This is a genomic window from Haladaptatus sp. QDMS2 (genome assembly GCF_029338295.1).
In the GTDB taxonomy this organism is placed as follows: domain Archaea; phylum Halobacteriota; class Halobacteria; order Halobacteriales; family Halococcaceae; genus QDMS2.
In genome coordinates this window covers 1766247-1789074 of record NZ_CP119791.1, presented here as the reverse complement: position 1 = coordinate 1789074, position 22828 = coordinate 1766247, and the positions used below count along the sequence as shown (strand labels likewise).

28 protein-coding genes are annotated in these 22828 nt (G+C 61.9%); 14 read left to right on the top strand and 14 right to left on the bottom strand.

Going from position 1 to position 22828, the window contains the following annotated elements; all coding sequences use genetic code 11:
* Positions 1-615: 615 nt before the first annotated feature.
* Complete coding sequence (locus tag P1M51_RS09785; protein ID WP_276248019.1) at positions 616-2166, top strand: hypothetical protein; 1551 nt, start codon at positions 616-618, stop codon at positions 2164-2166.
* 85 nt (positions 2167-2251) lie between these two features.
* Complete coding sequence (locus P1M51_RS09780) at positions 2252-2596, top strand: hypothetical protein (RefSeq protein WP_276248018.1); 345 nt, start codon at positions 2252-2254, stop codon at positions 2594-2596.
* Positions 2597-2628: 32 nt separating this feature from the next.
* Here the strand turns inward: P1M51_RS09780 and P1M51_RS09775 are convergent, their stop codons facing one another.
* Complete coding sequence (locus P1M51_RS09775; protein WP_276248017.1) at positions 2629-4188, bottom strand: pyridoxal-dependent decarboxylase; 1560 nt, start codon at positions 4186-4188, stop codon at positions 2629-2631.
* 195 nt (positions 4189-4383) lie between these two features.
* Between P1M51_RS09775 and P1M51_RS09770 the strand changes: the two genes are divergently transcribed.
* From P1M51_RS09770 to P1M51_RS09760, 3 genes are all read left to right on the top strand, one after another.
* Entirely contained in the window at positions 4384-4611 is a 228-nt protein-coding gene (locus tag P1M51_RS09770; RefSeq protein WP_276248016.1) for a hypothetical protein, read from the top strand.
* 81 nt (positions 4612-4692) lie between these two features.
* On the top strand, positions 4693-4857 hold the full coding sequence (locus P1M51_RS09765) for a DUF1059 domain-containing protein (RefSeq protein WP_276274432.1): 165 nt from the start codon (positions 4693-4695) through the stop codon (positions 4855-4857).
* Positions 4858-4931: 74 nt separating this feature from the next.
* On the top strand, positions 4932-5417 hold the full coding sequence (locus P1M51_RS09760; protein WP_276248014.1) for a peroxiredoxin: 486 nt from the start codon (positions 4932-4934) through the stop codon (positions 5415-5417).
* A 3-nt stretch (positions 5418-5420) separates the two neighbouring features.
* On the opposite strand, the gene P1M51_RS09755 is transcribed toward P1M51_RS09760, so the two are convergent.
* From P1M51_RS09755 to P1M51_RS09745, 3 genes are all read right to left on the bottom strand, one after another.
* Positions 5421-5618, bottom strand: a complete 198-nt coding sequence (locus P1M51_RS09755) for a hypothetical protein (protein ID WP_276248013.1) — start codon at positions 5616-5618, stop codon at positions 5421-5423.
* 103 nt (positions 5619-5721) lie between these two features.
* On the bottom strand, positions 5722-6039 hold the full coding sequence (locus P1M51_RS09750) for a hypothetical protein (RefSeq protein WP_276248012.1): 318 nt from the start codon (positions 6037-6039) through the stop codon (positions 5722-5724).
* A 61-nt stretch (positions 6040-6100) separates the two neighbouring features.
* Positions 6101-6811, bottom strand: a complete 711-nt coding sequence (locus tag P1M51_RS09745) for an alanyl-tRNA editing protein (protein WP_276248011.1) — start codon at positions 6809-6811, stop codon at positions 6101-6103.
* Positions 6812-6924: 113 nt separating this feature from the next.
* Between P1M51_RS09745 and P1M51_RS09740 the strand changes: the two genes are divergently transcribed.
* Both P1M51_RS09740 and P1M51_RS09735 read left to right on the top strand, forming a co-directional pair.
* Positions 6925-7605 carry an HD domain-containing protein gene (locus tag P1M51_RS09740; protein WP_276248010.1) on the top strand — a complete coding sequence of 227 codons (681 nt, stop codon included), beginning with the start codon at positions 6925-6927 and terminating at the stop codon, positions 7603-7605.
* A gap of 57 nt (positions 7606-7662) precedes the next feature.
* Positions 7663-8289 (top strand): hypothetical protein, encoded by a 627-nt coding sequence (locus P1M51_RS09735; protein WP_276248009.1) that lies wholly within the window; start codon positions 7663-7665, stop codon positions 8287-8289.
* On the opposite strand, the gene P1M51_RS09730 is transcribed toward P1M51_RS09735, so the two are convergent.
* Both P1M51_RS09730 and P1M51_RS09725 read right to left on the bottom strand, forming a co-directional pair.
* Entirely contained in the window at positions 8286-8963 is a 678-nt protein-coding gene (locus P1M51_RS09730) for a LysE family translocator (protein WP_276248008.1), read from the bottom strand. The genes P1M51_RS09735 and P1M51_RS09730 overlap by 4 nt on opposite strands.
* A 662-nt stretch (positions 8964-9625) precedes the next feature.
* The gene (locus P1M51_RS09725; protein WP_276248007.1) at positions 9626-10816 is read right to left on the bottom strand and encodes a threonine synthase; all 1191 of its coding nucleotides are present in this window, start codon (positions 10814-10816) and stop codon (positions 9626-9628) included.
* An 82-nt stretch (positions 10817-10898) separates the two neighbouring features.
* On the opposite strand from P1M51_RS09725, the gene P1M51_RS09720 reads away from it, so the two are divergent.
* Positions 10899-12155 carry an NAD(P)/FAD-dependent oxidoreductase gene (locus tag P1M51_RS09720; RefSeq protein WP_276248006.1) on the top strand — a complete coding sequence of 419 codons (1257 nt, stop codon included), beginning with the start codon at positions 10899-10901 and terminating at the stop codon, positions 12153-12155.
* 60 nt (positions 12156-12215) lie between these two features.
* Entirely contained in the window at positions 12216-12992 is a 777-nt protein-coding gene (locus P1M51_RS09715; protein ID WP_276248005.1) for a MarR family transcriptional regulator, read from the top strand.
* Positions 12993-13007: 15 nt separating this feature from the next.
* On the opposite strand, the gene P1M51_RS09710 is transcribed toward P1M51_RS09715, so the two are convergent.
* A complete protein-coding gene (locus P1M51_RS09710) occupies positions 13008-13541 on the bottom strand; it encodes a DnaJ domain-containing protein (RefSeq protein ID WP_276274977.1) in 534 nt (177 codons plus the stop codon).
* Between the two features lie 191 nt (positions 13542-13732).
* Here P1M51_RS09710 and P1M51_RS09705 point away from each other — a divergent pair, with 191 nt between their 5' ends.
* Positions 13733-17206 carry a M14 family zinc carboxypeptidase gene (locus P1M51_RS09705; protein ID WP_276274431.1) on the top strand — a complete coding sequence of 1158 codons (3474 nt, stop codon included), beginning with the start codon at positions 13733-13735 and terminating at the stop codon, positions 17204-17206.
* Here P1M51_RS09705 and P1M51_RS09700 read toward each other — a convergent pair whose 3' ends face one another.
* Genes P1M51_RS09700 through P1M51_RS09680 form a run of 5 tightly spaced genes read right to left on the bottom strand, consistent with a single transcriptional unit; the run spans position 17207 to position 19398 of the window.
* Positions 17207-17956 (bottom strand): proteasome assembly chaperone family protein, encoded by a 750-nt coding sequence (locus P1M51_RS09700; protein WP_276248003.1) that lies wholly within the window; start codon positions 17954-17956, stop codon positions 17207-17209.
* 6 nt (positions 17957-17962) lie between these two features.
* Entirely contained in the window at positions 17963-18145 is a 183-nt protein-coding gene (locus tag P1M51_RS09695; RefSeq protein WP_276248002.1) for an RNA-protein complex protein Nop10, read from the bottom strand.
* On the bottom strand, positions 18142-18942 hold the full coding sequence (locus P1M51_RS09690; protein WP_276248001.1) for a translation initiation factor IF-2 subunit alpha: 801 nt from the start codon (positions 18940-18942) through the stop codon (positions 18142-18144). Before P1M51_RS09690 ends, P1M51_RS09695 begins: the two co-directional genes overlap by 4 nt.
* Entirely contained in the window at positions 18939-19112 is a 174-nt protein-coding gene (locus tag P1M51_RS09685) for a 30S ribosomal protein S27e (RefSeq protein ID WP_276248000.1), read from the bottom strand. The genes P1M51_RS09690 and P1M51_RS09685 overlap by 4 nt, the downstream gene beginning before the upstream one ends.
* Before the next feature lie 4 nt (positions 19113-19116).
* Positions 19117-19398: a 50S ribosomal protein L44e gene (locus tag P1M51_RS09680; RefSeq protein ID WP_276247999.1), complete on the bottom strand. Its 282-nt coding sequence runs from the start codon at positions 19396-19398 to the stop codon at positions 19117-19119.
* A 266-nt stretch (positions 19399-19664) separates the two neighbouring features.
* Here P1M51_RS09680 and P1M51_RS09675 point away from each other — a divergent pair, with 266 nt between their 5' ends.
* Positions 19665-20558: an alpha/beta hydrolase gene (locus tag P1M51_RS09675; RefSeq protein WP_276247998.1), complete on the top strand. Its 894-nt coding sequence runs from the start codon at positions 19665-19667 to the stop codon at positions 20556-20558.
* Positions 20559-20565: 7 nt separating this feature from the next.
* Here the strand turns inward: P1M51_RS09675 and P1M51_RS09670 are convergent, their stop codons facing one another.
* Positions 20566-20949, bottom strand: coding sequence for a hypothetical protein (locus P1M51_RS09670; protein ID WP_276247997.1), 384 nt, complete (start codon positions 20947-20949; stop codon positions 20566-20568).
* A gap of 132 nt (positions 20950-21081) precedes the next feature.
* On the opposite strand from P1M51_RS09670, the gene P1M51_RS09665 reads away from it, so the two are divergent.
* From P1M51_RS09665 to P1M51_RS09655, 3 genes are all read left to right on the top strand, one after another.
* Positions 21082-21348 (top strand): HAH_0734 family protein, encoded by a 267-nt coding sequence (locus tag P1M51_RS09665; protein ID WP_276247996.1) that lies wholly within the window; start codon positions 21082-21084, stop codon positions 21346-21348.
* 99 nt (positions 21349-21447) lie between these two features.
* Complete coding sequence (locus P1M51_RS09660; protein WP_276247995.1) at positions 21448-21933, top strand: cupredoxin domain-containing protein; 486 nt, start codon at positions 21448-21450, stop codon at positions 21931-21933.
* A 48-nt stretch (positions 21934-21981) separates the two neighbouring features.
* Positions 21982-22668, top strand: coding sequence for a molybdopterin-binding protein (locus P1M51_RS09655; RefSeq protein ID WP_276247994.1), 687 nt, complete (start codon positions 21982-21984; stop codon positions 22666-22668).
* Here the strand turns inward: P1M51_RS09655 and P1M51_RS09650 are convergent.
* Positions 22665-22793: a hypothetical protein gene (locus tag P1M51_RS09650; RefSeq protein ID WP_276247993.1), complete on the bottom strand. Its 129-nt coding sequence runs from the start codon at positions 22791-22793 to the stop codon at positions 22665-22667. The two genes, P1M51_RS09655 and P1M51_RS09650, sit on opposite strands and share 4 nt — an antisense overlap.
* Between the last annotated feature and the right edge of the window lie 35 nt (positions 22794-22828).

Below are 22828 nucleotides of genomic sequence, written 5' to 3'. Positions count from 1 at the left end.
CGGCTCACCTCGACTTCAATCCGACCTGTCGTAACTGGTGAGCACCGCGCGTGGTCAGAGGTGACTGCGCGCACGACCAAATATGGCGTCGCAGCCCTCGCAAATATTGCCAAAACATTCATCCCGAGTGACGTGAACGCCGATGCAATGAACCCGGTTTACCCCGCTCAGAGACTACTCTAGTAGATTGATACGAAACTCGCGAATTCCGGGGTTTAGAACCTGTCTAAGCGGTGTGAAACGGTCCATCACTCTGATTTCTGAAAAGTATGATAGAACGTGTAGGAAGGAATGCATCGGAATAATTGTGGAATGAGAATTTTGGGTTTCTAGCCGCTAGAAACCTGAAATTCCAGGTTTTATGTTTCAATTAATCGCCCCTTAATGACTGCATTTATTACTCAGATTTTCAGACAGGAATTAATCTATGTCAGTATACTACTGAAATCATAACAATTTTATATCCTTACTAGAATGTTAATATTAGAAAGTAATTCAAACGGGAATTACTGTCATCGAAATACGAATATGCGGCTTCGCGATAGCTACGGGTTTAGTCTCAACTCCACTCATACGGCATCCGACCGGGCCCGAGAATCGCACCCCACAAATCACATGCAAAACGAGGACATCGACGCAAACCAGCAGGCACAGCACACCACCATCGGGCGGCGGCAGTTCATGGGCGCAGTCGGGGCGACTGCGGCGGGGACGACGCTGCTTTCTTCTGGTACGGCGAAAGCGCACGACCACTTAGACGACAGCTACAGTCGAGTCATCGACATGGTCGAGGACGCGGGCGCGGACCCGACGGGCGGAGAATCCATCACGCCGATTCTGCGCCGTGTCGCGGGCAACGACACGCTGCTCAAGTTCCCGCCGGGCCGGTACTTCATGGACGAGCAGTTCCGGTTTACGGGCTTTCGGAACTTCGGAATGGTGGGCGACGACGCCACGTTCGTCCCGGCGAACTACTACGACTTCGACGGGCCACAGTATCGCCTGTTCCGCCTCGGCATCTACTACAACCCGGGCGTCGACCTCCACTTTCAGGGCTTCAAAGTCGACCTCCGGGGCAAGCACACGGGCATTCGCGCCATCGACGCGATGGTGGACGACGGCCTGTTCGTAGACGACATCGAAATCGTCGGCCGCCACGACTCGGGCACGTTCGGCCCGGCGCTGTTCTCCATCACGTCGCCGAACGGCAAGGGCATGGTCAAGCGATTCCGGGCGAACGACGGCGGCGCGTGGGACGAGGACACGCCGGGCGACCTCTGGCGTGGGCCGACGGGCATCCTCTGCAGTCGCTACCACAAGGGCCAAATCGAGTTCAAAGACTGCGAACTCGACGACTGGCCGGACAACGGCCTCTACGCCGTGACCAACGGGCGAGTCATCGTCAACGGCGGGCGCTACGCAAACAGCGAGGCAGCGAGCATCCGTCTCGGCGGTCACGACTGTCTTGTCACCGGCGCGGAAGTTGTCGTTGACAAGCAGAACCCCCAGAACCAGAACCAGCGTGGCATCCGCCTCGACGAGGGGCCGAACATGATGGTCGTGAACACGAAGATTCGGCTCGTAAAACCGAACGGTCACGCCCTCACCGTGATGAACGACTGTGAGAGCGCCTACCTGCGCGGGCTTGACATCTCCATCGGCGACCGCGTCTGTCACGGTATCGTCGTCCAGTCGAAGGCTGGCCCGACCGAAATCGTCGACACCAACATCGACATCGCCAAAGGTGGGAATGCGATTCAAATCAACGGCGACGACGCCGGAAAGGTCCACCTCGAATACGTGGATATCACGGGCAATGCAGACGGGGAGTCGTGGCGTCATGCGATTCGCTGCAACCGCAACAACTGCGAGTTCCGCGTCGTGAACATCAACCAGCCGGGCTCCCACTTCCGTCGCGGCCTCGTCCTCAACGGCGACGACGTACTCGTCTACCGTGGGTCACAGACGGCCAATCACGTCCCAATCGTCGTAAACAGCAACGGCGCGTGGCTCGAACGCATCGACGCCCAATCACTCTCCGGGCACGAAGCGGTCAAACTCAACCGGATGAGTTCCGACGTGACCATCAAACGCAGCCACATCAAAAACGGCGTCTGGAACAAGGGCAGTCGCGGGCTGCGGATGTACCGCAACGACGAAAACTAACGTAATTAACTCTTTTGGCCGACCTCAGCCCCTTCAACCGGGCGGTGGCCCCAGCACCTTTCTGTGTCCGGCGACGTGACCAGATATGGTCGAAAACGACCTCGGTCAGGCGACTATCGTCTACGAAAGTGCAGACGGAAAGACAGAACAGACTGTCGACAACGAGCACGTCGCCTACTTCCAGGACCACTGGATTATCAAGACGGGGGAAGACGAGGAGGGAAACGACACGATTCGACGGATTCCGCACACACGGGTCTATCACGTCGAACGAAACGTAGAGGAGTTCGAAGACGAGATGGAGACGCTCAAAGACCGTGTCCAGTCGTTTACGGACGACCTCCGAAATCGCCTGATGGGCGATGAGGAGCGTCGTGACGACGATCCAGTGCACGTCGACATCAAAGACAAAGACGAAAACGACTCCTAACGACCGCCTGCTGAACCACCCGCACCCACGTTTTATCGCCGTGCGAGGTCCGGATTCGTCGCTGCGAGCGTCGGTCTATCCGCGTTGTCGAGTTCGTCACCAGCGGCGCGAATCGCCGCGACCACGTCATCTATATCCGCGGTCGTTGACCGGTGAGAGCAAATCGAAAACCGAAGCACGGTCCGGTCGTGAATCGACGTGGTTCCGAAGAACGCGAGCCCACTCTCCTGTATCGCGTCCGCGATTTTCTGGTTGAGCGTATCGAGGTACTCGTCGATGACGGCCGTGTTTTCGTCGTCCAGCAGTTCCTCGGCCCGGAGGTCCGCGGGGACGTACCGGAACGAGTAAATGTAGAGGTTTGGCTCCTGAACCGCCTGAAAGTCGGGTTCGCTTCGCACGACCGCGTCGAGGTGATGAGCACACGCGATGTTCTGGCGAAGGAGTTCGCGGTAGCCCTCCACGCCGTAGTGTTTGAGGCTCATCCAGAGTTTGAGTGCCCGGAATCCTCTCGACATCTGCGGGCCGTGCTGGTAGAAATCGTGACCCTCGTACTCGGTGGGGAGCGTCCCGTGGAGATAGGGCGCTTCCATGTCGAACGACCGGCGCAGGCGGTCCCCCTCGCGGACGAGAACGGCTCCACACTCGTAGGGGACGTACAGCCACTTGTGCGGGTCGAGCGTTATCGAATCCGCGCGGTCAAGGCCCTCGTAGCGCGCTTCGAGTTCGGGCAGCATCGCGCCGACGGCCCCACAGGCTCCGTCTGCGTGGAACCAGAGGCCGCGAGACGCGCAGATATCGGCGATTTTCGCGAGCGGGTCAATGGCACTCACGTTAATCGACCCGACCTGCGCGACGACGCAGAACGGAACGTCGCCGTTCGCGATGTCTTCGTCGAGCAGTCGTTCGAGCGCGGCTGTATCCATCGTGAAATCATCCTTGCTCGGGACCAATCTAACTGCCTCGCGTCCGAGGTTGAGCATATCCGCAACCCGGTACAGCGAGGAGTGACCCTCGTGGTCGGCCATGTAGAGCGTGTAGCGCCCCGGTCGGTCGGCCGTCTGGAGACCCTTTACGGTCGTATCGTATTCGGCGACGTTTCTGAGCGCGGTGAGAACTGCGATGAAGTTCGCCATCGTTCCGCCGCTCGTGAGCAAACCACCGCAATCTGGGTCGTAGCCGATGAGTTCCGACAGCCACGAGATGGTGCGCCGTTCGACCTCAGTGGCGGCTGGGGCTGGTTTCCACCCGCCGGTGTTCATGTTGACCGCGGCGGCGAGCGCCTCGGCCAGGGTGCCAATCATCGTCCCCGACCCCATCACGTAGCCGAAGTAGCGCGGAGAGGTGTTGTGGGTCGCGTTCGGCAGGATTTTGGTCCGCCACTCTTCGACGATGGCTGTCGGGTCCTGCCCGTCCATCGGCAGTGGCTCCTCGAACAGCGCTTCGACATCTTGCTCGTGCTTTGCGGGGAACACCGGATGCCGGTCGAGACCCTCGTAAAACTCCGCGATCATGTCCACCGTCCGATACCCGAGGTCGCGGAACTCCTCGGGCGTGAGATCTGGATTCGTGAATCGTTGATTGCTCGATGCCATACAGAACCTACGTCAGATAGCCGATTAAGTATGCCTCGAGACGAGCCACGTTCGGCGGTTTTCCCGAATTCGTGGACGTCTTCGCATCGGGAACGTCCGGTCAGGCGAGAGACATCCCACCGTCGTTCGTTTGTGTGGCGTGGTAGCAGCTGTTAGGAAAGCATTAAGCTATCTGCCCCGATTGCTCAGCCACGAATGCTTCGCTGTCCAAACGACGATTGTGGCTGGCACGCAGTCGCGCCCACGACGCGAGCAGCACAGGACCGGCTCGCAGAACACATCGCCACCGAACACGCCGTCGAAGTCGAGGCCGACATCCCTGACGGGATGGTACAGGTCAGTTTCGGTGACGGCGAGTGGAAAACCGTCACCCCGGAGGAGGCACTCGAACTCCACCGCGAGCACCACGACGACGACACCTAATCGTCCGCTTTTCCTGACTGCTCTGGTGCAAGGGAACTATAACTACGTGAAACGCTCGCCTCTGTGGGGTCGGAGATGCCAATGGCTCACCAAGTACTTTGCCGCGATGCTGGAAACGACTGTGACTTCATGATTCGTTCAGAGAACAAGGACGAACTCATCGAGATGGTCAAAATGCACGCAAAAGAGACCCACGGCCTCGACTACTCGACAGCCGACGTCGAGGGCGTCATGAAGTCGGCCTGAACGGACGACACACCGCTCGATTTTCCTGTTGCCACAACCCGTAGCGTCAAGCCATCGCTCCCGTAAAAGCGGGTATGACACTCGAAGGCACGGACGCACCGGAGTTCTCTGTCGAGGGCACGGACGGCAGCACGCGCACCCTCACGGCGGCACGCGAGGACGGTCCCGTCGTCGTGCTGACCTTCCGCGGTCACTGGTGTTCGTACTGTGCAGAACAGCTCCAGACGTTCAGCAATCACGCATACGACCTCTGGCGAAACCACGACACGACGATCATCGCCGTGAGCAACGAACCGGTTTCACGGCTCCGGGAGATGCGCGATCGGTTCGACCTCAAAATACAGCTCTTTTCGGACCTCGACCTGGAACTGGTTTCCGCCTATGCTGGCACCGAACATCATGCCGCACACGGAGAGATTCCACTCGCTGGGACGTTCATCGTGGACGAAGAAGGCGTAGTCCAGTACGAACAGGTTGCCACGAATCCCGCAGACCGGACCTACGCGAACTACGTGCGCCACGTCATCAACAACGGCTACGAACGACCGTACGCAGAGTAAGGCTTAGCCGCCCCACTCGCTGCCGATGTCGTCTGCGACTTGCTGGCGCCACAGACTGAACCCCTGATTACAGGATTGACTGTCGTCGATGTGTGCCATGAATGCCGGTCCACCGTCGACCAGTTCTGCCCCACAGAACGGACAGTGTTCCGGGTCACGCCACACGGGAGTTGTCGTCGAAGGTTCAGCTGAGTACGCCATGCAAGTGGTGAATCGAGCGACTTTTATATAATTCTTTGCGCGTTAACGCGAATTAGTCGGCAAAATTGCTGTTCGAACGACCAATTTTCAGGTTAAAAAGTAGTCAATTCGAGAAAAACGAGCGTGGACCGTGGTCGTCCTGCCAGTTAAACGCGAACAGCCACCGCGTCGGTACCCGGGTGAGCGTCCGCCCATCGTCGCTCTCGCCGGTCACGCCGTCCCACCGGGTTCCATCTGCTCGAAACACGCCGGGTTGGGCTGCGCGGTTGAACGAGAATCCCGGATTCTCGAAGGTCGCCATCCCTTCGGGGGTGACGAAGACGACGATTCGCTCGTCGGAGTCGCCATCGTACGCGGCGGTGAATGTGGGGTCGTCGATGCTCGGGATGGCATCCGGCGGGATGACCTGCCTGACGTTCATGCGTGAACTCCGGGATGTCACCACGAATGCCATGCGGGAGTTCGCACGCCGTGTGCACAGCCTACTCGTCGAGAACGAACCGGACCCGCTCGAATCCCTTCCCCCGCGATTCGCGCCCCTGAATCTCGACTGTTCCAATCTCGTCGGTGTTCGCGACGTGCGTTCCGGCGCAGGCGGTTCGGTCGTATCCCTCGATTTCGACGATTCTGAGCCGTTCGATGGACTTCGGCAAGAGGTTAATCCGTGTTCTGACCGGGTCGAGTTCGGCCTCTGCCTGCTCGCGGTCCATCTCGTACCAGGTCACGGGCAGGGATTCGTCGACGAGGTCGTTCATCCGGGCTTCGATATCGGCGAGGTCGGTGTCGGTGAAGCGGTCGTGTTCGACGTCCATGCGTGCATAGTCGGTGTACAGTTGGTTCCCCGTGGTCGGTGCGTCGTACTCCTCGATGAGGAGCGCAGAGAGGAGATGCTGGGCCGTGTGGTAGCGCATGTGAGCGTATCTGCGCTCCCAGTCGAGTTCGCCGGTGATGGTGGTGCCCTCTGCGGGCGGCTCTGCTCCCAGCGTGTGGTATATCGTGTCTTTCTTCTGGACGTCGGAGACGGCCCACTCCGCATCGTCGGCCCGTAGCGTTCCGTGGTCTGCCGGTTGGCCACCGCCTTCGGGATAGAAGAGCGTCTCTGAGAGAACGACCCGGTCGTCTGCGACCCGGGTAACGGTCGACTCGAAAGATCTCGCGTCGGTGTCGGTGAGATACCGGGGTATCGAATCCATACCACCTAGTGGAGGCTCCTGATTAATCAATCGGATTGTCGTAACGCTAAAGAGTAGAACATACCTTTTTCTACGTAACATGAACACAACTACATCGCTCTGGGGGCGGTTCTGTGGGAGTTGAGATTCAGGAGTCACCCATCACGGACGAGGCGTTCGAGGAGATGAAGCAGTTTGTCTACGACTATCTCCAGGCCTCAGTCCGCAACGAAGACGAGGGTGGCCGAATGCGATGGTACCCGTGGCACTCCGCCGAGTACCGGTACAACCACATCCTGAACGTGGTCGGGCTCGCGACGAAGATTGCTCGCAACGAGGGGGCGAACGTGGACGTGACCCGCGTCGCCGCGCTGTTTCACGACGTGGCGAAACTGGAAGCAGACCAGGAGGTCCACGCAGAGGAGGGTGCCCGCGTCGCGCAGGCGTTCCTCGAATCCCACGGCGACTACCCTGAGTCATTCATCACGCAGGTGTGTGACTCGATTACCGACCACTCGTATCAGGGTGACCTCTCGAATCTGACGCTCGAAACGCAGTGTCTCATTGAGGCCGACTTGCTCGACAAGGTCGGCGCGAACGGCACCACGCTGATGCTCCTGCGCATGGGCTACGAGGCCCGGACGCACATGGATTCGGCGGAGATGGTTGGACGTGTGCTCGAACGCGGCCGTGACGCCGCCCAGCGAGTGCAGTCGGAAACTGCTCGCTCGATCGCGTTCCAGCGCCTGAAGCGCGTAAAGTGGTTCCAGGAGTGGCTAGAGGCTGAAATCGCCGAGATGAGCGCCGACGTATAGCGGGCCACAGCCGCGTGGGCCACCACTTTCTTGCCCAGCGGGTCCCTAGCCTCGCCTATGTCGCCGAGTCGCCGACAGGTTCTGTCCCTCACAGCGAGTGCCTCACTCGCCGGGCTGGCGGGTTGCGCTGACACCATCGGCCAGTCGAACGACGAACTCCACCTGTGTCGGGACATGGGCGAATCACCCATCGACTTCGACAGCGTGAGCGTCGCCCGTGCGGGGTTCATCGAAGGCGGATTCGACGAGTACGACGACGGAACCGAACAGTACTACACCACGCTCGTCTCGACCGAAAACGAGGCGGAGCGATTCGACTACTCCAACCTGCCGGAGGACGCCGCTTCGTTCGCCAGGGAGACGTCGTTCGACGAACACACCCTCCTCGTGGTCCAGGGACCGTACGGGTCTTCGGCCCAGCAGGTCCACATGCAGACCCTGACCCGCGTCGGCGACACCGTCCGTGCCGAGGGGTGTCTGACCTTCCCCGACGCCCAGACCGACGACCTCGCCCCTCGCGCGGCCATCGTCCGCTGGTCCCCCGAGACGGAAGACCAGTCGGCACAAGAGACCGCCGAGTCGCCAATCACCGCAGCGACGGTGGACCTCACCGTCGCGGAAGACCGCGAAGTCACCTTCTCGACGGGGGACGGCGTGGTGACCCGCGACCCCGACCAGCCCTAAAACAGCGTCGTTGCGCCATCTGTGAGGAACAGCACGCCGAACACCGCGAGAATCCCGGCGCTGAGATACGCGACGACCGGAGCGAACGCATCCGTCCGGTGTTCAGCCGCGACGAGCGTCGCCGGAAAGCCACCGACCCAGGCGAGGATGCCGCCGAAGAAACCGACGAGGAGCATCGTGCTTCCCGTCTCGACGACGAGCGACCCCGCGAGCTGGTCGCCGACATAGGGAACGAGCGCGAACACGTCGATGGTTCCCGGCTGGAGCAGGCCAACGCCGATGGTCAGCCAGAACACGATTTGATACGGGTTCGTGAGCGCGAGGACGAACGCCTTCTGGAACCCCTTCTGGTCGTCGTCGAGGCCGTCACCCGTGAACGTCTGGGTCGCACTCCGGGCCGCACCATAGGCGAAGTACAGCATCAACAACCCACCGGCGGCGACCATGACGCCGCGCACAGTCGGGTAGGTCTCGACGAACGCGACTGCGCCGTAGAGCGCGAGGACGAAAAACACCACGTCGGCCGTGAACGCGCCGAGCCCGGCACGAACCCCAGCGAGCCACCCTCGGAGCACGCTCTCCTCTGCGATGACCGCGTTCATGGGACCGGGCGGGGCCGCGATAGCGAGCCCGAAGACGACGCCCGCGACGAGCGTCGAGAGGATATCCAGCATTGGCTGGTCGTAGGGGACTGGCCACGAAAAAGGTGACTTTGTTGCAGCGTCGGTTCCGAAAGCCGCTTACTCGTCGTTTGAGCTGTTCGGGTGCGGGTCGAATTTGCAGTGTCCGACTTTCTGTCCGTTCTCCAGTGGCGGACTTTCGTCTTTGTCGTGCGGTTCTGGAACCTTATCGTGTCCGGGTGGAAGGTCGGCATTCGTCGGGAACACCACGTCGTTAGCCACTTCACCAGGTTGCGGGCCAAAATTCCCGGCTGTGTCTGCATTATCAGCCCAATCTTCTCCCTTTACCCTGTCACGGTTGAGATACCAATCACTCTCGGTATCATCGAACTTGTTGCACGGTTCCTGTCGTGGTGGTTGTGGTGGCTCTCTCCCACATCCCCCAGCAGCTGCAGTCGTCGTCCCACTCACGAGCGCCGCGAGCGCGACGCCGGTTTTGATAAACGATCGTCGGGTTCGGTTCATCTGTTTCACCCGCTGTTGATTCAATACGTCTGGATATTGTAATTTCAACGTTTCAGGTTCGGCAGGTGCGGAGTCCCGCTGAAACCTGCGTCTACCACGAGTTGCAACATACGTCTCACGCCAGTTGGTAGGCCTCCGTTTCACACGAAAATACGGTCCAAAAACGGGATTGTTGCCGATTCTGTGGTAGTTTAGAAGCCCATTCCCATCAGGTGACTGCGGAGGATGTCGTCCTCTTTGTTGCCCGCGCCGGTGTTGAGCAGGACGATGGTGTCGTCTTCGCCGAACTCGCCGCGCTCTGCGAGTTCCCACGCGCCGCTCGCGGCCGCCCCGCAGGTCGCGCCCATCTCGACGCCCGTTTGCTGGGCGACGGCGACGGCGGAGTCGAGAATTTCGTCGTCGTCGGTCGCCACCGCGCCGCCGTCTGATTCGCGGATGGCCTCCAGGATGAGCGGACTCGCGCCGGGGTCGGGGATTTCGATGCCGCCGCAGATGGTGTCGGGGACCTCCCACACGTCGTGGCGGTCTTTGCCCTCCTCGAACGCCTTGACGATTGGCGCACACCCCGAGGCTTGTGCGGCGTACATCGGCGGGAGGTCGTCGATGAGGCCGAGGTCGCGGAACTCGCGGGCGGCCTTGTGCATCCCGACGAGGCCGACGCCGCCGCCGGTCGGGTAGAGGATGGCGTCGGGGACCTCCCAGTCGAGTTGCTCGATGATCTCGTAGAGCATGGTTTTCTTGCCCTCGTGGCGGTAGGGCGTCTGGAAGGTGGCCGTCGAGTACCAGTCTTCGTCTGCCATCGCGCTCGCGTAGCGGTCTGCGGCGTCGCCGATGCGCCCCTCGACGACTTTCATGTCGCCGCCGTGGACGTTGACCATCGCCTTGTTCACGAACGCGGAGCGAGAGGGGAGAAAGACGTGTGAGGCGAGGCCAGCGCGGGCGGCGTAGGCTGCGGCGGATTGGCCGGCGTTTCCGGCGGAGGGAAGCGCGATGTCCGTCGCGCCGTGCTGGACGGCGGCGGTGACGGCGACGGCGTGGCCGCGGTCCTTGAACGTCCCCGTGGGGTTGCGCCCTTCGTCTTTGATGACGACGCGGCCGACGCCGAGGCGCTCTGCGAGGGCGGGAGCCTCGACGAGCGCCGTCGCGCCCTCGTCCATCGTCACGCTCGACGCGCGGGTGAAGGGGAGCAGTTCTTCGTAGCGCCACATCCCGGTGAAAGGCCGGGATTCGAGGTCCTCACGGGTCAACTCGATGTCGTCGTAGTCGTAGGTGGGGTCGAGGATGCCGCCGCACTCGGGACAGCGGTGGGTGGCCGCCTCGGCGTCGAACGCCTCGCCACAGTCCGTACACGTGAGACCGCGGAACGCAGCAGTCGTCTCCATACCTGTATCTACGGAGCAATCGACAAATCGCTGTCTGTCTCGGCGCAATACGGTTTTGTGTCTCGCCGGACTATACGAAACTATGACACGAGTCGTGATAATCGGGGCGGGGCTCTCCGGCCTCGTCGCCGCCCGCCGCCTCGCTGACGCCGGCATCGAGGTCCACGTCGTCGAACAGGAGGACACCGTCGGTGGTCGCGTGCAAACCATCGAGAAAGACGGTTTCACGCTCGACCGGGGTTTTCAGGTCCTGTTCACTGCCTATCCGGCCGCTCGGCGGGAACTCGACTTCGACGCCCTCGAACTCTACGCCTTCGAACCGGGGGCGACCATCGCCCGCCCCGGCCACCGGTCGGTCCTCGCAGACCCGCTTCGCAACCCCGGCGACCTGAGCGAGTCGCTATTCAACCGCGAGGTGACCTTCCGCGACAAATTCCGCATCCTGAAACTCCGTCGTGCCCTCGGAAAACGGGACCCGGAGACATTCTTCGACGGAGAAGACCGGTCTATCGAAGACGGTCTCCGCGCACGCGGGTTCTCACAGAGTTTCATCGACAACTTCGCCGCGCCGTTCTACGGCGGCATCACGCTCGACCGGTCGCTTGCCACCTCCGCTGCGGTGTTCGACTACACGTTCCAGATGCTTGCGACGGGCGACACTGTCGTGCCGAAACAGGGGATGGGCGCTATTCCCGAGCAACTGGCCGACCACGCCCGCCAGTCGGGTGCGAACATTTCCCTCGACACGCACGCAGTCGGCGTCTTCGGCGGGGACGCACCGACCGTCGAACTCGACGACGAGACGCTCGAAGCCGACGCCGTCGTCGTGGCCACCGACCCGAAATCCGCCTACGACCTGACCGACGTGTCCGCGATTCCACGCCAGGCCCAGTCCTGTGTCACCCAGTACTACTCGCTCTCGACGCCCCTCGACACCGACCGCCGGCTCGTGTTGAACGCGACCGAGGAGGGGCCAAATCAGGTCGCGCCGCTCTCCGCGGTCTGCCCGAACTACGCCCCCGGCGGCGAGCATCTCGTGAGCGCCACCTATCTCGGCCTGCCCGATGCGACGGACGCGGAACTCACCGAACGAAGCCGCGACGCCCTCGCGTCGTGGTTCCCCGAACAGTCCTTCGGGAGCCTCCGACACATCCACACCGACCGCATCGAGTTCGCGCAGTTTAGCCAGCCACCCGGATTCAAATCTGGCCTGCCCGACGTGCGCGACGGCGACGAGAACGTCTACCTCGCGGGCGACTGGACCCAGTGGTCGTCGATTCAGGGCGCACTCGAGAGCGGGCGGGTCGCGGCGGAGGTGGTGCTGGCGGACCACCGCTGACCGCTCTAGCCACTCCGGTAAGGCGACGCAATTTATAGCCCCCCGTCCGTAGAACGTGGTATGGCGGACGTCCTCGAAAACAAGCGCGCCGCAACCCGATTTCGCATCCTCGTCGAAATCGCCGACCGACAGCCAGCCGTGAGCCAGGGCGAAATCGCGGAGGCCGTCGGCGTGACGAGTCAGGCCGTGAGCGAGTACATCCGTGACCTCGTCGCTGAGGGCCTCGTGCGCAAGGAGGGGCGCTCGCGCTACCGCGTGACCAAGGAGGGGGTCGATTGGCTGTTTCAGGCCGCCACGGACGTTCGGCGCTTTGCAGAACACGTCACGGAGGACGTGCTCGGAAACGTCCAGGAGGACGCTGCAATCGCGACCGATTCCGTGGAGGCTGGCGAGACGGTGACCCTCTCTATCGTCGATGGCCTCCTCCACGCGACGCCCGGCGCAGCGGGACCAGCGACCGGCGTCGCGACGACCATGGCCGAGTCCGGTCGAGTCGTCGGCGTCACCGGCTTTTCGGGCGTCATCGACCTCGAACCGGGCGACGTGACGGTCTATCAGGTGTCGCCGGTTCGGGCCGGTGACGACGAGGTTGACGAAGACACGCTCGCGGCGGCCTGCGAGACGGCGGACCTCGTCGCGGCGATGGGCGTCGAGGCAGTCGGGGCGCTCCGACGCATCGAACGGACGCCGGACACCATCTTCGCGGCCGGTGAAGTCGCCGCCGACGCGGCGAGTCGCGGCCTCTCGGTCGTGGTCGTCGCCACCGTCGATACCGCCGGTCGCGTGACCGACGCGCTTCGCGATGCGGGACTCGCCTACGAAGTCGCTGACCTCTAATCAGTTCGCACGCACTCAGTCCGCTCGTTTTTTCGCGGTGGTGTAGGCTTCGCGGACGCGCTTGAACGTCTCGTAGTCGCCGTCGTGGTCGGGGTGGACCTCCTTGATGCGCTCTCTGTACGCTCGCTTGAGTTCCGTGCTGTTCGCTGTTTTCGGGACACCGAGGACGGCGAAGGCCATGCTCGTCGCGTCGGGCGTGCCGTCGGTAATCTCGATTTCGGGCGTTTCGAAGGGGAGTCTGCCGGCCAGTTGAAAGCCGGGCATCTCGTGTTCGACGAGCACGGCGTAGGTGGGCGAACCTTCGATGCGGTAGTAGGCCCGTGCGTCGAACGTTATCGCCACGTCGCGCATCGGGAGGTAGAAATCGACCGTCTGGCCTTCGACGGGGTGGTTTTCGGCGAACGGTTCGCCGATAGTATGGAGAAACTCCCGAATCTCGTTGCGCCGACGCTCGTCGCCGCTCCAGACGTGGCGCGGGTCGATTGGGGCCGTCGGGTACAGACGTTCGCCGACGACGAACACCGTGGCTATCGCGAGGGAAAATGCCATCCCGAGCGCAACGCCGAGGACGAGCCAGCCGGGAAGCGCAGCCAGCAGGTCACCAATCACGGATGATGTTGGACCGCGAAGCGTATGAACCGTGTGGATGGCGTGTTAATTGGACACATTTGTCAGAAGACTTTGTACCTGAGAGACATCTCGTGAAAATACGCGTGGGCCTTGCTGCCCACACCGACACTATGACAGACGAGAATTCTCCACCGACAGACCGTTTCGCAGCCAGTCGTATCTCACGTCGAACCTTCGTCCGCCTCTCTGTGGCGACCGCGGGGGCGCTCGCCCTCCCGGGCAACGCGACGGCCGACGTGTCCGCAGACACGATGAGCGCGGAATACGAATACGTCGTCAATCACACGCCGACGGACTACGCCGTCCCGACGCTCGTCACGTTCTCAGAGGAGTCGGGGCTCGACGACATCGCGTCGCTCGACCTCGACGCCGCTCTCGAAACGACGAGCACGCCACAACCAGCCGCCTACGGGCAGTTCACGGCGACTGAATCGGCCGAGGTTGCGGACCTACCGACGGCGGAGACGCTCAGCCACTCGCCGGGGTCGAACCCGTTCTGGCGACTTGGTTACTACCCACTCGGTGTCTTCCCGGAGGCAAAGCGCTCGGTCGATTACGTCGATTACGAGCAGATGATAGATGGCATCGGCCACCTTCAGGAAGAGAACGCAGACCGGATGCGCTACTACTCCATCGGCACGAGTCCGGGCCACTACAACGAGATTAGCGGGCGCGTGGACCCGAAGGACGTCTACGTCGTCGAAATCACGAACGACATCGAGGACCAGACCGCCTTCGAGGAGAAGACGAAGGTGTTCTACAGCCTGTCACTTCACGGCTTAGAACGCGCCGGGGCGGAGGCCGGGTCGCGGTACATCGAGAAGTTACTCCGCGGTGGCGACCCCGAAATCGAACAACTGCTCGATGACCTCGTGCTCATCTTCTGTTACACCAACCCCGACGGCTGGGTCGCGAGACATCCCCAGTACGAAAGCGGCTACCAACTCGTCGGGCCGGACGACGGCGTCCCCGTCGTTCCGATGTACGAGCGCGGCAACGCTGGCGTCTACGACACGAACCGCCAGTATCCGACCGTCGGGTGGATTACGCCGGCGCACTATCCCGGCGAACCGGACGACCCGGCAGAACGGTCGCTCGACAAAGTGACCGACGCGCTCACCATCGTGGACCACTTCCGCGGGTACGAGAATCTGGACTACGGCGCGGACATGCACGGGATGTTGAACGCCAAGGAGTTCGTGTTGGGCCTCATCAGCCAGGACCAGTTCGACTCCCGGCAACTCCACGAACTCTACCAGATGTGTCGCGTCATCGACGACGACCTGGAGAGCGCCCTCGAAACGTGGGTTACCGCGGCCGACTTACAGAAGACCATCACAGGCGATACGAACGTCTCGCCACAGGGCTTCGGCGTCCTCCCCGAGCAGGCGTTCGACTACGCCGGCATCTGGGACACCATCGACTACACCGTGACGGGCGCGATGGGCGACTGGATGGCCCACCCCGAGGAGTTCGGCGGCCTCGGCATGACGACGATGGACTTCGAGATGGCCTACTCGCACATGGTCGGGACGAACGTCTACCACCCCGAAATCGTCGAGATGCAGGTGACTGGCTATCAGACGGCCATCCAGACAATCGCCCGCTACGCCTACGAGAACAGCGACACGCCAAACAGCACAGACGAATTCGACACGTCCATCGAGACGGGCGGCGACCGAGTGGCCTACGTCACGACCGACGGGCTGACGCGCTCCTCGGACGACCTCTCCTTTACTCTCAAGGAACTCGACTCCTACAGCGCCTCCGGCACGATTGGGCCGGGCGCGACGGGCGCGGAGACGACGGCAGAAGAGACCTTCCACACCGTCGACCTCGAAGGGAGTCCGACCAAGGTGCAGGCAGAACTCTCGTGGACCCCCGAACAACAGGACCTCGAATTCTACTTGGAGGACCCGGACGGCAACCGCATCGGGGCGGCGGCGACGGCCGACAACCCGGAGACGATTTCCGCAGACCTCGCGGGGCCGGGCCAGTACACCTTCATCGCGGAGACGTGGGCCAACGCCGCCTCGACGTACGAAATCAATGCGACGTTCCTCGGGCCGGGCGAGAGTTCACAGACCACGACGACGAGCAGTTCGACCGACCAACAGCAGGTCGCCGGCGACGGCGTCGCGACGAGCACGTTCGACGTACCGTCGGGACTCTCGAGTTTCTCTGCGCACGTCCACGCCCACGATGCGCTGCTCGAAACCGAACTCGTGGCCCCATCCGGCGAGGTCGTCCGCTCCGAGAACCCACTCGAAGGTGGCCACGCCATCGGTGGCCGCTGCTGTGACCAGGAAGCCTGGGAAGTGAAGCGCCCGGAAGCGGGTACGTGGACCGTCAGAATGGAGAATCTGAAGGCGGAACCGGCGTTCACCGAAGTCCGCTACGGGACGCTCGGGTCCTCCGGCCCGAACCCTGACCCCGTCCGTGCACTCGGCTACGAGCAGACCGACTACGAAGTGACGCCGTTCGAATTCTTCGAGGACCTCGCTGGGTTCCTCGACAGTGGCTCGGTGGAACCCGTCACGATAGACGAGGTGGCAAACGGCGCACTCGCGAACTACGACCACGCCGTCGTCATCCACAACTTCGGCGGTGAGCAACCGGCCTACGTCGATGCACTCGACGCGTTCGTCGAAAACGACGGCAACCTCGTCCTCACGGACACCGGCCTCAATCTGCTCGGCAAGCTGCAAAACACCCTTGCCGCAGACGTTCAGGGCGAACGCGTCTCACCCGAAAACTTCTACATCGGCCACCTCGGCGAGAAGGACCCAGAACACCCGCTGCTCGAAGACACCCGACCGATTCAACAGGCGCTCTGGAAGATGACGCCGCTTGGCTACTCCACGAGCAACGAAGCGCCGATGACGCTCGTGGACGTGGAAGCCTTCGAAGAAGCTGCGGGCGGGGCCGCCGTGCCCTCGATTGCGGGGACCACCGACGGGCGCATCTCCGCCGGCTCGCTTACGTGGACGGCAGACGACCGGACGGGTATCCACTGCATCGGCAGCCTGCTCCCGCCCGCTTCCCAGTCGAATCTCCACCCGTTCGGAATGCTCGACTACTCCGTCTCGTTCCTCGGCTACCTCGTCCTGACCAACGCGATGGGCTTCACGCAGGTTCGGACGATGCAGAACGGACTGGAGCGCGTCACCTTCGGCGGTGGCGACTTCTCGGTGGACCCGGTAGAAGCGCCACAGGAGGCGTTCTCCGTCTCCGGGCAGCGCCACGACGACGGCTCCGTGTTCACGGCCGGGCAAACGAATCACCTCGAACTGTCGGTGACGCCGACGGACCGGTCTGTCGTCCGCGACTACGTACCCGACGGCTGGACGGTGCTCGAAGCATATAGCGAAGACGTAGACCGCGTCGAGGGCAACTACGTCTACTTCACGAAGGAGGCGATTGCGAACGCGACGACGAACTATTCGTACTTCGTCGAGTGTCCGGACTCGACGGGCACCTACGATTTCGGGCCGGTCGAGGTGAATCCAACCGTCAGAGAAGGGTTCTTTGACGTGAGTGGCACTGACGAGACGAACCTCGTCGTCGGTGTCGATACGAACTAATCAGCCGATGTAGCGCAGGTCCTCGTCGGTCGGGGCCGCGCTCTGTTCCATCTCTTTGATTTTGCCCATCACGTCTTCCATCTCGTCTGCGCGTTCCTCTAAGTCCTCGTAGTCGAGTTCGACCGAGAGCACGGCTTCGAGCACCTTGAGCACCGCCTGTGCACTCTTTGGGTCCACGAGGTAGCCGCTCGTCTCGCCCATCAGGCACGCGGCGGGGATGCCCCGCCGGCGACCGAGGCCGAGCATGAGGCCGCTCACGCCGACGATGCCGCCGGCCGGTTCGTCCTCGCGGAACTCCACGCCGAGGTCCTCGAGTTCGGCGACCAGGTCTTCGTTTGTGGCTGCGCCGAGGACGGCGTACTCTTCGATGAGTTCGCCAGTCGGGACGCCGCCGAGGGCGATGATTTTCGAGACGTCGAACGACTCTGCCACGTCCAGGAAGGCGTTGGTCAGGCGGTAGTGACCCGCGTTGTCCTGTGCCTGATGGTCGCCCGTGAGCACGAGCAGGTCGTGTTCCTCGCCTTCGATGGCGTGGAACTCAGCACAGGTGAGTTCCGCGATGCCATCTTCCAAATTCACCTGTGGGGGGAAGTGTTCGGTGTAGACGCGGCGTACCAGCTCGCTGTCAAGTTGTTCTACGAGATACTCGGCGGCCAACTTCCCAACGTGGCCCACGCCGGGGAGTCCCTCTACCAGAATTGGGTCAGAAAGTTCGGGGTCGGCGAGGACCTCGATGTCAAACTCGTCCATACGGCACTATTCGTGTGCTCTGCGTTTAAGAGCGCGTCGGTACTCGCCGTAGGGGTCTTCGGGGTTGAACTTCGCCGGGGCTGAGTTCACGGCCTTGGCGCCGCAAATCGGGCAGGTCGCAGAAAGCGTGTACACCGGGCGGTCGTGTGCGGTCGCACTCGCCGAACACACCCGGATGTCTGATTTCATTCGTCGTCTTCGTGGCGTTCGCGGTGGTAGAGCGCGGTGCCGCCGTGGGACTCGATGTAGTCCTTTGCTCGCCCGGCGCTCGCTTCGAGGGCGTCCTCTGCGAGTTTGTAGTCGGGCGCTTTCACCTTGATGCGGTATTCGGGCGACCCGACGTAGGTGACGCCGAGTTCGATGTCGTCGGGGAGGTCCGCGTCCTCCTCGGCCGCCTTCAGCGCCTCTTTGAGGACGTCCACGCCGTCCGGGGCCGGACAGCGCAGGTCGATGTAGCCCGTGACGTTGACGTACGGAACAGAGACGTTCTCGCGAGCGGATTCGACGATTGCGCTCACTTCGTCGTCGTCTAAGTCGGTGTCCTCGAGGGCACTCGCGCCGTGGATTGCGGCGGCCTCGAAGCCAGCGTAGAGGCTTCCGTACTCGTCGAGCAGTTCGTTGGCGATGGATGCGTACTCCTCGTCTGCGATGTCCTCACCGAAGGCGATGAGCATCCACTTGTCTGCTTTCTGCTCGTTTTTCCAGTCCTGAATCTTGTCTTTGCGCTGGTGGTCGTTTACGTCCTTGATAGAGAGGTCGATCTGCTGGGAGTTCTCGTCGACCGAGAGCACCTTACAGACGACGGTCTGTCCTTCACGGACGTGGTCACGAACGTTCTTGATCCATCCGCTGGCCACCTCGCTGATGTGGACGAGTCCGCGCTTTTCGTCGTACTCCTGGAGGTCGATGAACACACCGAAGTTCTCGATGTCTTCTACCTTTCCGACGACGAGTTCGCCCGGCTCGGGCCAGCCGCTGTATTTCATCGTGACTCGACGACCTCTGTGACCTCACCCTCGATGGTCGCCTTGCCGCCGGTCGGACGGGCGAGCGTGTGCCCGCAGACGGCGCAGGCGACTTCCGTGGCCGCGCGTTCGAAGAGGGTCTGTTCGTTCTCGCAATCTGCGCATTTGACGGTGATGAAGGCTCCTGCCATGAGATTACTCCTGGAACTCGAGCTTCCCAGCACGCCAGCCGGCGCGGAGGTGGGCCTTCCCGCAGTCGCTGCAGCGGTACTTGAGGTTCACTTTCTTCGTTGGCTTGTCGCCACCAGGCACCTTGGAGAACTTGCCTGCGTTACCGATCGTGGCTTTGCCACGGGCACGCTGGCGGTCGATCCACTTCATCCCGGTTTCGCGACCGCGACGAACTTTCTCGACTTCGTGTTCGTGGTGCGTTTGGCAATGCGGACAGTACGTATTGAAGCGTCGTGGCATCTGCATAGCTAATCCCTTATGCTGGCGTAACGTGCCACGCCTTAAAACGCATTTGGTTTTCCCGTGTCTCACGCACGTGTCGCCCCGTCGCCTTCCGCGGGTCCGCGACGGCGTAACCCATCACAGCTATTGGCATACATGGGTGGAACGTGTTTATTATTCACCCCGGTAGTTCTATTAGATAATTTTATAATAATTTTATCTGTAACAAAAGCTGTTCGTCACGCGACGGGCAGTCGGCCAGTTCGCAAACCACTACACGCTACCAACGAATGAAACGACGCAACTTCCTCAAACGCACCGGCATCGCAGCGACAGGACTCACCGCACTCGGCGCGACCACCGCCTCGGCGGCCACGTACGTTCCGGTGGTCTCGACGCGCGGCCACTTCGACGACGACGCCAACCTCACGGCGGGTCACACGGCGACCGATTACGACACCGACGGCACGGTTCCCGGCATCGACACGAGCTGTGTCTCCGACATGACCGTCTTCGTCCACGGTTGGGACAAAAAGGGTTCGGACAGCGACGCGGAGGCAGCCGCCGAGGACAAGATGGAACACGCAGACAGCCAACTCGACGCTAACGGCTACTGGGGAACCACCATCGGCTATAGCTGGGACAACAACAAGGGCGGGGGCGGCGACTACGGCTGGAACGAATCACAGGACATCGCCCAGCAAAATGGCCCAAAACTCGCCCAGTTCCTCCTCGATTACAAGTACTACTGTGGGGGCACCATCCGCATCGTCGCCCACTCGCTCGGCGCGCACGTCACCTTCAGCGCCCTCGAAACGCTCGACGTGAGTTCCGACTGGGACCAGTACGGCTACGAAATCGACTCGGTCCATCTGATTGGCGCGGCCGTCGACAACGAGCGCCCGACGCTCGAACACGGCGACGGCTACTACGCAGTGGCAAACGAGACCCGAGCGACGTTCAACTACTACAGCAACGACGACAGCACGCTCAGTTGGGCCTACAACTCCTTCGAGTTCGACCAGGCGCTGGGTGAAACTGGCAAGGAATCGGGCAACACCGCGCCCGGTAACTACTGGGACTACGACGCCACCTCACAGGTTGGGAGCAACCACTCCGGCTATCTCGACAACGTCTCCGACGAAATCGTCTACCACATGGACAACGTCGCGAGTTACGAGTAACGACCCGTTACCGGGTCTGGACGCATTCACCACTATTTTCGACCGATTCGTCGGTGAGCCGGACGGTCGAATCGAGGAGCGCGCAGGTCGCCGCGTTCCAGGCGAGTTCCGTCCCCCAGTCGCTCCCGAAAACGGTCACTGTGTACTCGCGCTGGTCCGTGACCTCGAATTCGAACGCTCGACTCACGCTGGCGTCGATTCGGTCGGTTTCCTCGTCCACGACGGTTCCCTCTTCGTCCGTGACCGTCACGGTCACGTCGACCGGACCGGTGCGTTCGTTTCGAACGTCGAGCGTGAGCGTGCTCTCTGACGGTCCATCCCGGTCGGTAACGAGCGAACAGCCGGACAGCGCAACAGCGCAGGCGAGAAGAAACGGACGACGACCGTACATTTCCGGAATATACAATCGCTCAGGAGTTAATGTTGGCGAGACTATATTTCTCACGGCGGATGGCAAATTGGAGCGTATGGCTGGCCACCGGCAACCGACAGTATAATTTCACCGTCGCCCAAACCGACGACCATGAAGCGGCTCATCATCCACGGGGACCCCGGCATCCGCAAGGGTGGTATCATCAACTACGACGGTCAAGAGATGGTCTGTTTCGGCGTCGCACGACAGGGTGACTACCACGGCCCGGACCGCGTCCAGCTCTGGTGTACCATCGGCACGGCAGACGAACAGGAAGCCTTCGAGCGCCGGGAGTTCATCCCGATGCACCTCGAAGTCGATGCAATCGACGCCTCAGAAGTGGACGTCGTCAAGGCAAAAGGCGACCTCGCTATCTGACCGGGCAGGATTTCTTCAACTGCAATTCGCTATCTCGCGTAGTCTCACGTGCTGAGACCCGACGATGAGCCTATCCTCACAGCCCGCGTACACTACCCTATGGCCAGCACGAAGGCTGCGTCAACTGGGGTACTGCGTGGGGAACTGGGGACGGCCGACCGTCGTACCTTCCTGAAAGCGACTGGGGGCCTCGCCGTCGTCGCGCTCGCCGGCTGTACTGGCGGGACGGGTGCAACTGCTGACACAGAAGTGGACGTCACGCTCAACGACTTCGACATCATCCTGAGTGACGACTCCGTGGAGGCCGGGCGCATCCAGTTCAATATCACGAACGATGGGCCCTCTGTCCACGAATTCGTCGTGCTACGGACGGAGATTCCCGCGGCTGAGTTACCGACCGACGAGAACGGCGATGTAGACGAAGCCGGTGCACCGGGCATCGAACTCGTAGACGAGGTAGAGGACCTGGAGACTGGAGACACGGCGACCCTGACCGTCGATATGGAAGCGGGACACTACGCACTCATCTGCAACCTCCCGGCCCACTACAGACTCGGGATGTTCACGGACTTCGACGTCAGGTAACTCGCTGCTAACTGTGGATTTTTACGACCCCCACTCCTACCGAGCGGTATGCGCGTCGCCCTGGTCTCCGTCGGTGATGAGATACTCGCTGGAGACACCGTCAACACGAACGCCACCTGGCTCTCCCAGCAATTGGCCGCGCGCGGTGTCACGGTCGAACGCGTGACCACCGTCCCCGACCGGGTTGCCGACATCGCCCGCGTGGTCAACGAATACCACGCCGAGTACGACGCCGTCCTCGTTACGGGCGGACTTGGACCGACCCACGACGACCTGACGATGGCCGGCATTGCCGCCGCGTTCGGAAAGTCCGTCGAACCACACGACGAAGCTCTCGAATGGCTCACGACGCACGGCGGCTACTCGCGCGACGACCTCGCGACGGGGACCGCCCACCTGCCCTCGGGAGCGCGAATGCTCCCCAACGAAGTCGGCGTCGCCCCCGGCTGCGTGGTTGAGTCGGTGTACGTCTTCCCCGGTGTCCCAGCGGAGATGAAGGCGATGTTCGACCTCGTCGCGGACGAGTTCGCGGGAACGAAACGCTACACCGATCAGGTCGTCGCCGCCGAACCCGAGAGCGCGCTCATCGACCGGATGAACGAGGTTCAAGCGAAGTTCGGCGTCAAGGTCGGCAGCTATCCAGGCGAGAACGTTCGCATCAAGCTCGAAAGCGAGGACGAAGACGCGGTCGCTGCGGCGAAAGCGTGGCTACGAGAACGCGTGACAGAAGCTTAGCGGTAGAGGTAGTACCACCAGCCGCCGACGAGGACGAGTCCGAGGACGCCCATCGCGCCTCCGATGAGGTTCATTTGTGCGGCCGTGAAGGCCGTTTCTCCCGCTTCGACGAGTGGAACAAACATGAAAAGTCGTTGCAAGCGGGTTCGCTTAAATGTTC